The 13,187-nt window shown below is 66.5% G+C and carries 11 protein-coding genes; 5 read left to right on the forward strand and 6 right to left on the reverse strand.

The window, feature by feature from the left end:
* The first annotated feature begins 16 nt into the window (after positions 1-16).
* Positions 17-1,228 carry an EAL domain-containing response regulator gene (locus KSS94_RS06960; RefSeq protein WP_217842287.1) on the forward strand — a complete coding sequence of 404 codons (1,212 nt, stop codon included), beginning with the start codon at positions 17-19 and terminating at the stop codon, positions 1,226-1,228.
* A gap of 8 nt (positions 1,229-1,236) precedes the next feature.
* On the opposite strand, the gene KSS94_RS06965 is transcribed toward KSS94_RS06960, so the two are convergent.
* Positions 1,237-1,389: a DUF3309 family protein gene (locus KSS94_RS06965; protein WP_186655795.1), complete on the reverse strand. Its 153-nt coding sequence runs from the start codon at positions 1,387-1,389 to the stop codon at positions 1,237-1,239.
* A gap of 341 nt (positions 1,390-1,730) precedes the next feature.
* Between KSS94_RS06965 and KSS94_RS06970 the strand changes: the two genes are divergently transcribed.
* Both KSS94_RS06970 and csrA read left to right on the forward strand, forming a co-directional pair.
* Positions 1,731-2,546 carry an SDR family oxidoreductase gene (locus KSS94_RS06970; RefSeq protein ID WP_217842288.1) on the forward strand — a complete coding sequence of 272 codons (816 nt, stop codon included), beginning with the start codon at positions 1,731-1,733 and terminating at the stop codon, positions 2,544-2,546.
* A gap of 122 nt (positions 2,547-2,668) precedes the next feature.
* Positions 2,669-2,854 (forward strand): carbon storage regulator CsrA, encoded by a 186-nt coding sequence (gene csrA / locus KSS94_RS06975; protein ID WP_217842289.1) that lies wholly within the window; start codon positions 2,669-2,671, stop codon positions 2,852-2,854.
* 24 nt (positions 2,855-2,878) lie between these two features.
* Here the strand turns inward: csrA and KSS94_RS06980 are convergent, their stop codons facing one another.
* The 5 genes from KSS94_RS06980 to mnmC form a co-directional block, all read right to left on the reverse strand.
* A complete protein-coding gene (locus KSS94_RS06980; protein ID WP_217843535.1) occupies positions 2,879-3,106 on the reverse strand; it encodes a YheU family protein in 228 nt (75 codons plus the stop codon).
* A gap of 123 nt (positions 3,107-3,229) precedes the next feature.
* Positions 3,230-4,414 carry an osmoprotectant NAGGN system M42 family peptidase gene (locus tag KSS94_RS06985; RefSeq protein ID WP_217842290.1) on the reverse strand — a complete coding sequence of 395 codons (1,185 nt, stop codon included), beginning with the start codon at positions 4,412-4,414 and terminating at the stop codon, positions 3,230-3,232.
* A gap of 120 nt (positions 4,415-4,534) precedes the next feature.
* On the reverse strand, positions 4,535-6,283 hold the full coding sequence (ngg, locus tag KSS94_RS06990; RefSeq protein ID WP_217842291.1) for an N-acetylglutaminylglutamine synthetase: 1,749 nt from the start codon (positions 6,281-6,283) through the stop codon (positions 4,535-4,537).
* 3 nt (positions 6,284-6,286) lie between these two features.
* On the reverse strand, positions 6,287-8,074 hold the full coding sequence (locus KSS94_RS06995; protein ID WP_217842292.1) for an N-acetylglutaminylglutamine amidotransferase: 1,788 nt from the start codon (positions 8,072-8,074) through the stop codon (positions 6,287-6,289).
* A 207-nt stretch (positions 8,075-8,281) separates the two neighbouring features.
* Positions 8,282-10,246 carry a bifunctional tRNA (5-methylaminomethyl-2-thiouridine)(34)-methyltransferase MnmC2/FAD-dependent 5-carboxymethylaminomethyl-2-thiouridine(34) oxidoreductase MnmC1 gene (mnmC, locus tag KSS94_RS07000; protein WP_217842293.1) on the reverse strand — a complete coding sequence of 655 codons (1,965 nt, stop codon included), beginning with the start codon at positions 10,244-10,246 and terminating at the stop codon, positions 8,282-8,284.
* A gap of 187 nt (positions 10,247-10,433) precedes the next feature.
* Here mnmC and pap point away from each other — a divergent pair, with 187 nt between their 5' ends.
* Together pap and KSS94_RS07010 are read left to right on the forward strand one after the other, a co-directional pair.
* Complete coding sequence (gene pap / locus KSS94_RS07005) at positions 10,434-11,924, forward strand: polyphosphate:AMP phosphotransferase (protein WP_217842294.1); 1,491 nt, start codon at positions 10,434-10,436, stop codon at positions 11,922-11,924.
* A gap of 297 nt (positions 11,925-12,221) precedes the next feature.
* On the forward strand, positions 12,222-13,184 hold the full coding sequence (locus KSS94_RS07010; RefSeq protein ID WP_217842295.1) for a DMT family transporter: 963 nt from the start codon (positions 12,222-12,224) through the stop codon (positions 13,182-13,184).
* The last annotated feature ends 3 nt before the right edge of the window (positions 13,185-13,187 follow it).

Here is a 13,187-nt window from a genome sequence, read left to right on the forward strand (position 1 = left end):
GCGTGAGGAGAGAGTGATGGAGTCGTTCGGGTTGCGGGTGCTGGTGATCGAGGCCCACGCTTTTCATCGCGCCATCGCGGTGAAAACCTTTGGTTTTCTGGGTTGCCGGGAAGTGTTTCAAGTGCTGGATGTCGGCGAGGGGCTGGCGCGCTTGCAACTCAGCGGCCGGGTCGACCTGGTTGTCTGCCCGCTGTTGGGTGATCCCGGCGATGGCATGGATGCCCTGGAATTCCTGCACCAGGTGGGCAAGGCGCGGCTGGCAGCGGCGGTGTTGCTGACCCGCAGCCTCGGGCCGAGCCTGCGCCGTGGTGTGCAGCAACTGGTCGAGCGCCTTGGCATGTGCTACATGGGTGACCTCGAGCACCCGCTACCGGTGGAAACGCTGCGTCAGTGGCTCAGCCACCCTGTGCCCGAACACTCTACGGCGCGGCGCCCGAACCAGGTGTGGTCAGGCGAAGAGCAGGTGCGTTGCGGCCTGCGCGACGGCCAGTTCACGGCCTTCTACCTGCCGACCATCGACCTGCGTGACGGTCGCATCACCGGTGTGGACCTGGTGCCGCACTGGCAGCACCCGCTGATGGGCGTGCTGGCCCCGGAAATATTCCTGGCTGCGGTGGAGCGTTGCGGCGCGCTGGATGAGCTGGCCCTGCACATGCTCGAACAGGGGCTGGCGCTGTACCGCGAATTGCAGGCCGAAGGGCGCCGACTGCCGATCACCTTGCGCTTGCATGGCCCGCAATTGCTGGACCGTTCGCTGGTGCTGCGCATTCGCGCCCTGCTGCGCCGCCGGTGCTTCGACCAGCGTCAACTGTGCTTCGAACTGACCGGGCGCAGCCTGTACCACATCACCGTCCTGGAGCTGGAGAACCTGTTGCGCCTGCGTGCCCTGGGCTGCGAGTTGAGCCTGGCCGAGTTCGGCAGCGATCAGGCTGGCAGCCAGTTGTTGTGCCAACTGCCGTTCACCCGCATCAAGCTGGCCGAACACTTTATCGAAGGCCTGCCCGGCGAGGCTCGTTGCCGCGCCGTGGTACAGAACTGCCTGGGCCTGGCCACAGCCCTGGAGCAGCGCTTGACCGTGGTCGGCGTGCGCAATGCCGAGCAACACCTGGCCTTGCTCGGCATGGGTTGCCAGAGCGCCCAGGGTGATTACCTGGCGCTGCCACTGGACCGCGACGAGCTGTTGCGCCGGGTGCGTTGCGACCAACGCATCGGCCTGCCGCGGCCTTGAGCCTCAGGTCATATGTGCCCCAGCAACACCAGCACCAGCAGGATCACCAGCACCACGCCGACGATACCGGACGGGCCGTAGCCCCAGGCGCGGGAGTGAGGGAAGACCGGCAAGCCACCGATCAGCAGCAGGATCAGGATGATGATGAGGATCGTGGTCATGGTGGAATCCTTGTGTGGTTATGGGGCAAGGGCCTCATCGAAGTTGGCCGCTTACAGTTCCGACTGGTGAGCACGGGCAAAGATTCCGTTTGATGTGTGGCCGATGGCCTTGCTTGCAACGGGTCACCCGCTGCACAGGTGCTCCCTGTAGGAGCCGGCTTGCCGGCGATAGGGCCGGTGCAGGTGTACATGGCACCTGCTGCGCAGGTGATCGCCGGCAAGCCGGCTCCTACAGTGAATCACCGGCGATATCCCGTTATTCAGCTACCTGATGCCGCCCCTTTGCACCTGCGCTTCTGGCTAGACTCCAGCCCACTTCCACTGACCCTGGGCTTCACACCATGCATAACCGAATGATGATCACCGGCGCCGGTTCCGGCCTTGGCCGCGAGATTGCCCTGCGTTGGGCGCGCGATGGCTGGCGCCTGGCCCTGGCTGATGTCAACGAGGCGGGCCTGCGGGAAACCCTGGCGCTGGTGCGTGAGGCCGGCGGCGACGGTTTCACCCAGCGCTGCGATGTGCGCGATTACAGCCAACTGACCGCCCTGGCCCAGGCCTGTGAAGAGAAGTTCGGTGGCTGCGATGTGATCGTCAACAACGCCGGAGTGGCCTCGGGCGGGTTCTTCGCCGAGCTGTCGCTGGAGGACTGGGACTGGCAGATCGCGGTCAACCTGATGGGGGTGGTCAAGGGCTGCAAGGCCTTCCTGGCGCAGCTCGAGCGCAGCCGCGGGCGGATCATCAACATCGCCTCGATGGCCGCGCTGATGCAGGGGCCCGGCATGAGCAACTACAACGTGGCCAAGGCTGGGGTGCTGGCGCTGTCGGAAAGCCTGCTGGTGGAGCTGCGCCAGGTTGAGGTGGCAGTGCATGTGGTGTGCCCGTCGTTCTTCCAGACCAACCTGCTCGACTCGTTCCGTGGCCCCAACCCGGCCATGAAGGCGCAGGTGGGCAAGCTGCTGGAAGGCTCGCCGATCAGCGCCGCGGATATTGCCGAACATATCCACGCCCAGGTGGCGGCCGGCGAGTTTCTCATCCTGCCCCACGAAGCCGGGCGCCAAGCCTGGCAGCTCAAGTGCCAGGCGCCCGAGCGGCTGTATGACGAGATGGCCGACATGGCGGTAAAGATGCGCGCCAAGGCACGCAAGACGGCGGACTGATCCAGTTTTGTAGGAATAGTTACTTGCGAGCGTAGGCTGCTTCTATTTTCCGAGTGAAGCATTGAGCGGAGGAAGGGGCAGGGCGCAGGCTCCGGTTTTCCCGGTTAATGGAGGATCGGAACATGCTGGTGGTCGGACGCGAAGTGGGTGAGGTGATCGTCATTGACGATGACATCCGAATTCAGGTGGTGGCGGTGGAGAACGGCCAGGTACGGTTGGGGATCGACGCCCCGCGGCATGTGCCGGTGCACCGGGTCGAGGTGTACAAGCGGATTCGTGAGCAGGAGCGGTTGAAGGCGCAGGCCTGAAAGGGCATGCCAGGGCCAGAAGGGCTATTCCAGCAACTCGCGCGGTACATCGTGCCGGGCCAGCAACTGGCATTGCTGGCTTTCCAGGTCGAACAAAATGAACGCCTGCCCCCTGGCCAGCGCCTGGCGCACCCGTAGCACACGGGTTTCCAGGGGCGTGTCGTCGCCGTTGTCGGTGCCGTCGCGGGTGACGAAGTCCTCGATCAGGCGGGTGAGGGTTTCGGCTTCGAGTTGGTCGTGGGGGATCAGCATGGTCATGGGCCTTGGTGTAAGACGGGCATGCTACGTGGCGGGCCCTGTTGCGGGCAAGCGAGGTAGCAGCGTGACCCTTGTGGGAAGCGGCCGTACCCGACCTCAAAATACAAAAACCGGTCATCAGCCCTTGTTGCCCACCAGGCTGTCCACCGCCGGCACCCGGGTGTCGCTTTCCATTTGTGCATCATGCTCCAGTTGGTGGCTGAAGCGCTCCAGCGAGGCGTTGGCCGGGTGCGAGTCGCTGGCAAATACCGGCGGGCTCAGCAGGTAGGCACTGAGCAGGCGGCTCAGCGCCGCCAGGCTGTCGATATGGGTGCGCTCGTAGCCATGGGTGGCATCGCAACCAAAAGCTACCAGCGCGGTGCGGATATCGTGCCCGGCGGTCACCGCCGAATGGGCGTCGCTGAAGTAGTAGCGGAACAGGTCGCGGCGCACCGGCAGGTCCTGGTCACCAGCCAATTTCAGCAGGTGGCGTGACAGGTGGTAGTCGTAGGGGCCGGACGAGTCCTGCATGGCCACGCTCACCGCATGCTCGCTGGAGGCTTGGCCTGGGGCCACCGGGGCGATGTCGATGCCGACGAACTCGCTGACATCCCAGGGCAGGGCAGCCGCAGCGCCGGAGCCGGTTTCTTCGGTGATGGTGAACAGCGGGTGACAGTCGATCAAAGGTTGCCGGCCGCTTTCCACCACCGCCTTGAGCGCTGCCAGCAGGGCAGCGACACCTGCCTTGTCGTCCAGGTGGCGGGCGCTGATGTGGCCGCTTTCGGTGAACTCCGGCAGCGGGTCGAAGGCTACGAAGTCACCGATGGCAATGCCCAGTGCCTCGCAGTCGGCGCGGGTGGTGCAGTAGGCGTCCAGACGCACCTCGACGTGTTCCCAGCTGATCGGCATCTGGTCGATGGCGGTGTTGAAGGCGTGCCCGCTGGCCATCAGCGGCAGCACGCTGCCGCGGTACACACCGGTATCGGTGAACACGCTGACCCGGCTGCCTTCGGCGAAGCGGCTCGACCAGCAGCCCACTGCGGCCAGAGCCAGGCGGCCGTTGTCCTGCAACTGGCGCACGCTGGCGCCGATGGTGTCGAGGTGGGCGGACACGGCGCGGTCGGGCGAGCTCTGGCGGCCTTTGAGGGTGGCGCGGATGGTGCCGCGGCGGGTCAGTTCGAAGGGGATGCCGATCTCGTCCAGGCGTTCGGCGACGTAGCGCACGATGGTGTCGGTGAAGCCGGTGGGGCTGGGGATGGCGAGCATTTCCAGCAGCACCTTTTTCAGGTAATCGAGATCGGGTTCGGGGTGTCGTTGGGACATGTCCGGGGCTCCGTTCTTGGGTTTGAGGGCCCTATCGCCGGCAAGCCGGCTCCTACAGGAACGCGCGATGCCCTGTAGGAGCCGGCTTGCCGGCGATAGGGCCGGTACAGGTGGCCGTGCTCAACCAGGCAAGCACCGGCTATGGGGAAACAGCAAATCGACAAACCGCTCAGCCGTCGGCTGCGGCTCATGGTTGGCCAGCCCCGCGCGTTCGTTGGCCTCGATGATCACGTAGTCCGGGTGCTCGGCATCGCGGACCATGAAGTCCAGCCCCACCACCGGAATTTCCAGCGCCCGTGCAGCGCGCACGGCGGCGTCGGCCAGCACCGGGTGCAGGCGCTCGGTGACGTCTTCGAGGGTGCCTCCGGTGTGCAGGTTGGCGGTACGCCGCACGGCCAGGCGCTGGCCGGCGGGCAATACATCGTCATATCCAAGGCCCACGCCCTTGAGTGTGCGCTCGGTTTCGTCATCCAGCGGTATGCGGCTTTCGCCGCCAGTGGCGGCCATGCGCCGGCGGCTCTGTGCCTCGATCAAGGCACGGATGCTGTGCTTGCCATCGCCCAGCACCTGGGCCGGGTGGCGGATGGCTGCAGCCACCACCTCGTAGCCGATCACCACCACGCGCAGGTCAAAGCCTGCGTGGAAGCTTTCCAGCAGCACCCGGCTGTCGAAGCGCCGGGCCTGCTCCACCGCGTGGCCGACATCGTCGATGTCGGTCAGGTTCACCGCCACGCCCTGGCCCTGCTCGCCATCCACCGGCTTGACCACCAGCGCGCGGTGCTCGTCGAGAAACGCCAGGTTGTCGTCGGCATTGCCCGCCAACTGCTGCGCCGGCACCTGCAGCCCGGCCTGGTGCAGTACCTTGCGGGTCAGACGTTTGTCCTGGCACAGGGTCATGGTCACCGCGCTGGTAAGGTCGCTGAGCGACTCGCGGCAACGGATACGCCGCCCGCCCAGGCTCAGGGTGAACAGGCCGGCGCCGGCATCGTCCACCTGCACGTCGATGCCGCGGCGCAGGGCCTCGTCGACAATGATCCGTGCATAGGGGTTGAGCCCGGCTTCCGGGCCCGGCCCGAGGAACAGCGGCTGGTTGATGCCGTTCTTGCGCTTGACCGCGAAGGTGGGCAGGTTGCGAAAGCCGAGCTTCTTGTACAAACGCTTGGCCTGGCGGTTGTCGTGCAGCACCGACAGGTCGAGGTAGGCCAACTCGCGGCTCATGAAGTGCTCGATCAGGTGGCGCACCAGCACCTCGCCAACGCCTGGGCGGGTGCAATGCGGGTCCACCGCCAGGCACCACAGGCTGCAGCCGTGCTCGGGGTCGTCGAAGGCCTTGCTGTGGTTCAGGCCCATGACGCTGCCGATTACCGCGTTGCTGTCTTCGTCCTCGGCCAGCCAGTACACCGGGCCACCGAGGTGGCGCGGTGTCAGCAGCTCGGGGTCGAGCGGCAGCATGCCGCGGGCCTGGTACAGGGTGTTGACCGCCTGCCAGTCGGCCGTGGTTTGTGCCCGGCGGATGCGAAAACCGCGGAACACCCGCTGCGCCGGGCGGTAGTCGGTGAACCACAGGCGCAGGGTGTCGGAGGGGTCGAGAAACAGCTGCTGCGGCGCCTGGGCCAGCACCTGCTGCGGCGCGGCCACGTACAGGGCGATGTCACGTTCGCCGGCGCGCTCCTCCAGCAGCGCTTCGGCCAGGCTTACCGGGTCCGGGTAGGTGTGCCCGATCAGCAGCCGGCCCCAGCCGCAGTGCACCGCACGCGGTTGGTCGTGGGGCTCGCTGCCGTCACCGGCCAGGCGCGCCTGCAGGCGCTCGTAGGACGGCGCCTGGCCGCGCAAAAGGCGCTGGCCGTAGGCGATTTCGTGGGCTTTCATCGATCAGATTCCTTGTTCGCTGAGCCACAGGTTCAGGGCCGCCAGCTGCCACAGCTTGGAGCCGCGCAGCGGGGTGAGCTGGCCGTGGGGGTTGCTCAGCAGGCGGTCGAGCATCGCCGGGTTGAACAGGCCGCGGTCCTGGCTGGGGTCGGTCAGCAGGTCGCGTACCCAGCCCAGCGTGGCACCTTCCAGGTGCTTGAGCCCGGGCACCGGGAAGTAGCCCTTCTTGCGGTCGATCACCTCGTGGGGGATGACCCGGCGCGCGGCCTGCTTGAGTACCTGCTTGCCGCCGTCAGGCAGCTTGAAGCGCGCTGGAATACGCGCCGACAGCTCTACCAGGCGGTAGTCGAGGAACGGCGTGCGCGCCTCCAGGCCCCAGGCCATGGTCATGTTGTCGACCCGCTTGACCGGGTCGTCCACCAGCATCACCGTGCTGTCCAGGCGCAGGGCCTTGTCCACCGCGTCCGGCGCGCCGGGGCGGGCGAAGTGTTCGCGAACGAACTCGCCGGCGGCGTCGGTCTCCAGCAGCCATGGCGCCTGCACGGTGTCGCGGTACTCGGCGTGGCTGCGGTCGAAGAAGGCGTCACGGTAGGCGCCAAAGGCATCCTCGGCACCGTCCACCTTCGGGTACCAGTGGTAACCGGCAAACAATTCGTCGGCGCCCTGGCCGCTCTGCACGCCCTTGCAGTACTTGGCCACCTCGCGCGACAGCAGGTAGAAGGCGATGCAATCGTGGCTGACCATCGGCTCGCTCATGGCGCGGAACGCGGCCGGCAACTGGTCGATGATTTCGTGTTCGGCGATGCGCAACTGGTGGTGGCGGGTGCCGTAGTGCCGGGCGATCAGGTCGGAGTACTGGAACTCGTCGCCGCGCTCGCCGCCGGCATCTTCGAAGCCGATGGAGAAGGTCGACAGGTCATCCACCCCCACTTCACGCAGCAGGCCCACCAGCAGGCTGGAGTCGACGCCGCCGGACAGCAGCACGCCGACATCCACTGCCGCACGCTGGCGGATCGCCACGGCGTCGCGGGTGGCGTCGAGTACGCGCGAGGTCCAGCCTTCGAGGTCCAGCTCGTGCTCGTCGGCGTGGGGGCCGTAGTGCAACTGCCACCAAGTCTGGCGTTCGACTTCACCGTGGCGGTCGACGCGCATCCAGGTGCCGGGCTCGAGCTTTTGCACGTTGGCCAGCAAGGTGCGCGGGGCGGGCACCACGGCGTGGAAGTTGAGGTAGTGGTTGAGTGCCACCGGGTCGATCACCGGGTCAATGTCGCCGCCCTTGAGCAGCGCCGGCAGCGTCGAGGCAAAGCGCAGGCGCTCGCCGTTGCGTGACAGGTACAAGGGTTTCACGCCCAGGCGGTCGCGGGCCAGGAACAGGCGCTGGTTGTCGCGCTCCCAGATGGCCAGGGCGAACATACCGTTGAGCTTGGGCAGCAGCGCTGCGCCCCAGGCGTGGTAGCCCTTGAGCAGCACTTCGGTGTCGCCGTCGGACCAGAAGCTGTAGCCCATGGCTTGCAGCTCTTCGCGCAGCTCCGGGAAGTTGTAGATGGCGCCGTTGAAGGCCAGTGAAAGCCCCAGGTTGTTGTCGACCATAGGCTGCGCCGAGCCGTCGGACAGGTCCATGATCTTCAGGCGGCGGTGGCCGAGGGCGATCGGGCCCTGGCTATGGAAGCCCCAGGCATCCGGGCCGCGGGGCGCCAGATGGTGGGTGATGCGCTCCACCGCGGCGAGGTCCGCCGGGCGAGGGGCTTGGTCGATGGGGGTGAAACGTAACTCTCCTGCTAATCCGCACATAGGTCCTTACCGGTTTTGCCGTTGGGGAGGGTGCCCGCAACTGCAGGCACTTAGGAAAGGACCGGTGTGGGTTGTGAGAGTTTTAGATCATTCTGTTATATAGAGCTGGCGGTAGCCGTGTAGGAGCCGGCTTGCCGGCGATAGGGCCGGGCCTGCAATAACCGCATCTGGCCTCATCGCCGGCAAGCCGGCTCCTACAGGGAATCGTCACTTGCCGCGGATCAAGCGGCGCAGGGCGAAGCGGTTGGGATGGCAGGCCTCGGCGACGGCGCGGGGCACTGGCAACGGCTCGCCGCTGACCCACGCCGCAATCAGCTCGCCGCACAGCGGCGCGGTGATCAGCCCGCGCGAGCCATGCCCACTGTTCACGTACAACCCTTCCAGCCACGGGCACTCCAGCTGCGGCACCTGCCGCGCATCTTTACCCAGTACCGCGTAGGCCTCGGCGAACCCTTGCGCGTCCGCCAACGGCCCGACGATGGGCAGGTAATCCGGGCTGGTGCAGCGAAACGCCGCGCGGCCTTCGAGCTGTGCCGGGTCGAGTTCGGCGGCACCCAGGCGTGCGGCCAGGTCTGGGGATATCTCCCCCAGCAGCGCCAGGTTGCTTTGGTGCTCGGCAGCGGTGGGGGTGGTGCTCTGGCTGTGGAAGTCGAAGCTGGCGCCCAAGGTGTGCTCGTCACCCCGCGGCGGCGCCACGTAGCCTTCGGCGCATACCACGGTGCGCAGCGCGCGGCTGGCTTCGCTGGCCGGCAGGCGGGTGATCTGCCCGCGGATGCGCTTGAGCGCAAGCTCCGCGCAGGCGGCGAAGCTGCGCACCTCGGCGGCGCCGGCCAGCACCATCAGTGGCGCGCTGGCCAGTAGCCGTTCGCCGTCCCAGGCTTGCCACAGGCCATCGGCCTTGCGCAGTTCCAGCACGTTGGCATGGCTCAGCAAGGTGATGCGTGGGTGGTTCAGTTGCGCCTGGCACAGCGCCGGCGGGTGCACCCAGCCGCCTTCGGGGTAGAACAGCCCGCCGGCAGGCAGGGCTACGCCGGCCAGGGCTTCGGCTTGCTCACGCGCCAGCACGTGCAGCAGGCTGCTGTCGAACGCCTCGGCCAGCTTGCCCTGGCGCGCGGCCTCTTTGTCGTCAAAGGCCAGTTGCAACACGCCGCAGCCGTCCCAGTCGTGGCCGCGCTGCAGGCGCTCGAGCCAGCGGCGGGTGTAGCCGAAGCCGGCCAGGATCATCTGCGAAAGCGCGGTGCCGTGGGCCGAGAGCTTGAGGTAGAGCACGCCCTGGGGGTTACCCGAGGCTTCCCGGGCCGCCCCGTCATGGCGCTCCAGCACGCTGACCTGCCAGCCGCGTGCGGCAAGGCTGGCCGCCGTGGCGCTGCCGGCCAGGCCCGCGCCGATCACCAGCGCCTGGCGCGGGCCGGGCAGGGCTGCCGGGCGGGCGTACCAGGGGGCGGGCAGGGGGGCTGGGGTGCCGGTGAACAGGCCGTGCATCACCTCCCACTTTTTGCCCAGGCCCGGCACCTTCTTCATGGTGAAGCCGGCGTCGATCAGCGAGCGGCGCACCCAACCGGTGGTGGTGAAGGTGCCCAGGGTGGTGCCGGGGTGCGACAGGCGTGCCAGCTGGGTGAACAGCTCGGGTGTCCACATGTCGGGGTTCTTGGCCGGGGCGAAGCCGTCGAGAAACCAGGCGTCGATGCGCGCGTCGAGCTGCGGCAATTGCTCCAGGGCGTCGCCGATCATCAGCGTCAGGGTGACCCGCCCGCCGTCCAGGCTGAACTGCTGAAAGCCCGGGTGGATGGCCACGTACTGCGCCAGCAGCGGCTGGGTGTAGGCGGCCAGGTGCGGCCACAACTGCATGGCGCGGGCGAGGTCGTCGCGGGTCAGCGGGTATTTCTCGACGCTGACGAAATGCAGGCGCGCCTCGGGGTGGGCCAGTTCGGCGAACAGCTGCCAGGCGCAGAAGAAGTTCATGCCGGTGCCAAAGCCGGTTTCGCCGATCACCAGGCAGTCGTGCGCGGCCAGGGCGCTGAAGCGCTGGCGCAGTTGGTTCTGCTCGATGAACACATACAGGGTTTCGTCCAGGCCCTCTTCCTTGGCGAAGTAGACGTCGTCGTATTGGCGCGAGTGGGGGCGGCCCTGGTCGTCCCAGTCGATCTGGGCGTGTTCGTGGTGGCGGGACATGGTTGGCTCGGTTGCGGCGGATGGTGAATTTTACGGCATATGGCCCCATCGCCGGCAAGCCGGCTCCTACAGGAACAGGGCCGGTACAGGCAACGCACAATCCTGTAGGAGCCGGCTTGCCGGCGATGGGGCCGGTACAGGCCACGCACAATCCGCTAGTCTTGCTTATCCATTGAAGGAGCCAGGCATGTTCGAATCCGCAGAAATCGGTCACAGCATCGACAAGGACATCTACGACGCCGAGGTGCCAGCCCTGCGCGAGGCGCTGCTCGAAGCGCAATACGAGCTCAAGCAGCAGGCGCGTTTCCCGGTGATCGTGCTGATCAACGGCATCGAAGGCGCCGGCAAGGGCGAGACGGTCAAGCTGCTTAACGAATGGATGGACCCGCGCCTGATCGAGGTGCGCACCTTCGACCAGCAAACCGACGAAGAACTTGCCCGCCCGCCGGCCTGGCGCTACTGGCGCGCATTGCCGCCGAAGGGGCGCATGGGCGTGTTCTTCGGTAACTGGTACAGCCAGATGCTCGAAGGCCGGGTGCACGGCGAGTTCAAGGACGCGGTGCTGGACCAGGCCATCGTCGGCGCCGAGCGCCTGGAGCAGATGCTGTGCGATGAAGGCGCGCTGATCATCAAGTTCTGGTTCCACCTTTCGAAAAAGCAGATGAAGGCGCGGCTCAAGGCGCTCAAGCACGACCCGCTGCACAACTGGCGCATCAGCCCGCTGGACTGGCAGCAGTCGGAAACCTACGACCGCTTCGTGCGCTTTGGCGAACGGGTGCTGCGCCGCACCAGCCGCGACTATGCGCCATGGCATGTGGTCGAGGGTGTCGACCCGCACTACCGCAGCCTGGCGGTGGGGCGCATCTTGCTCGAGAGCCTGCAGGCGGCACTGGGCAACAAGCCGCGCAAGCACGAGGGCAACGTGGCGCCGCTGGGCCGCAGCATCGACGACAAGAGCCTGCTGGGCGCGCTGGACATGACCCTGCGCCTGGACAAGCACGATTATGAAGAACAGCTGGTGACCGAGCAGGCGCGCCTGGCCGGGCTGCTGCGTAACAAGCACATGGCCCGGCACGCGCTGGTGGCGGTGTTCGAGGGTAATGATGCGGCCGGCAAGGGCGGGGCGATCCGTCGGGTGGCGGCGGCGCTGGACCCGCGCCAGTACCGTATCGTGCCGATTGCCGCTCCTACTGAAGAGGAGCGCGCGCAACCGTATCTGTGGCGTTTTTGGCGGCATATCCCGGCGCGTGGCAAGTTCACCATCTTCGACCGCTCCTGGTATGGCCGGGTGCTGGTGGAGCGGGTCGAGGGCTTTTGCAGCCCGGCCGACTGGATGCGTGCCTATGGCGAGATCAACGACTTCGAGGAGCAGCTGCGCAACGCCGGCGTGGTGGTGGTGAAGTTCTGGCTGGCGATCGACCAGCAGACCCAGCTGGAGCGCTTCGAGGAGCGCGAGCAGATCCCGTTCAAGCGCTACAAGATCACCGAAGAAGACTGGCGCAACCGCGACAAGTGGGATGTGTACAGTGAGGCGGTGGGTGACATGGTCGACCGCACCAGCACCGAGATCGCGCCGTGGACGCTGGTGGAGGCCAACGACAAGCGCTGGGCGCGGGTGAAGGTGCTGCGCACCATCAACCAGGCGCTGGAGGCGGCGTTCGCCAAGCACAAGAAATAGCCGTATCGCACACAAGTTGGTGTGATCACTGTTGACGCGGCCTTGTGTCGTGACGGGCTGCGCAGCAGCCCCGGCAATATTGTATGAATCGAATATATTGGGGCTGCTGCGCAGCCCATCGCGACACAAGGCCGCTCCTACAGGGTACGCGTCGCTCTTGCGGGATCGCAGCCATAAAGCGTGCCATGCCCTGGCGGAATGACCCGATGAATTCTTTTCCCGCAACCAACCCCCGCCACACCCCTGCAACCCCTTAGAATTCAGCCACCCCCATCCCGGGCCTGTATCGAGGAAACCATGCACATCACTTCCGGCCGTTGGCTGTTCGGCCTGCTGCTCGCCCTGTTGACCGCGCTGCTGTGGGGCATCCTGCCGATCAAGCTGAAACAGGTGCTGCAGGTGATGGACCCGGTGACCGTCACCTGGTACCGCTTGAGCGTGTCCGGCAGCCTGCTGTTCGTGTGGCTTGCGGCCAACCGCCGCTTGCCGTCGCCCGCGCGCCTGGGCCGCAAGGGCAAGGGCCTGGTGGCGGTGGCCATCCTCGGGCTTTTGGGTAACTACGTGTTGTACCTGGTCGGCCTCAAGCTGCTCAGCCCCGGCACTGCGCAATTGGTGGTGCAACTGGGGCCGGTGCTGCTACTGGTGGCCAGCGTGTTCGTGTTCAAGGAGCGCTTCAGCCTGGGCCAGGGCGTTGGCCTGCTGGTGTTGCTGGCAGGCTTCGGGTTGTTCTTCAACCAGCGCCTGGAAGAGCTGCTGACCTCGATGGGGGCGTACACCACCGGGGTGTTGACCATCGTGCTGGCCACCAGCATCTGGGTGCTCTATGCGCTGAGCCAGAAGCAACTGCTGACGGTGTGGAATTCGCAGCAGGTGATGATGGTGATCTACCTCGGCTGCGCCTTGCTGCTGACGCCCTGGGTGCACCCGCTTGAGGCCTTGCAGTTGAGCCCGTTGCAAGGCTGGCTGCTGCTGGCCTGTTGCCTGAACACCCTGGTGGCCTATGGCGCCTTTGCCGAGGCGCTGGCGCACTGGGAGGCGTCGCGGGTCAGTGCCACCCTGGCGCTGACGCCGTTGGTGACCTTTGTTGCGGTGGCGGTTGCGGCCTGGGTGTGGCCGGACTATGTGCAGGCTGAACAAATCAATGCGCTGGGGTATGTGGGGGCGGTGACCGTGGTGCTGGGCTCGGCGCTGGTGGCGCTGGGGCCATCATTGGTGGCCGGTTGGCGGGCCAGGAACCTGCAGCAAAGCCGCCCCCTGTAGGAG

Origin of the sequence: Pseudomonas fakonensis (genome assembly GCF_019139895.1) — a bacterium.
Lineage (GTDB): Bacteria > Pseudomonadota > Gammaproteobacteria > Pseudomonadales > Pseudomonadaceae > Aquipseudomonas > Aquipseudomonas fakonensis.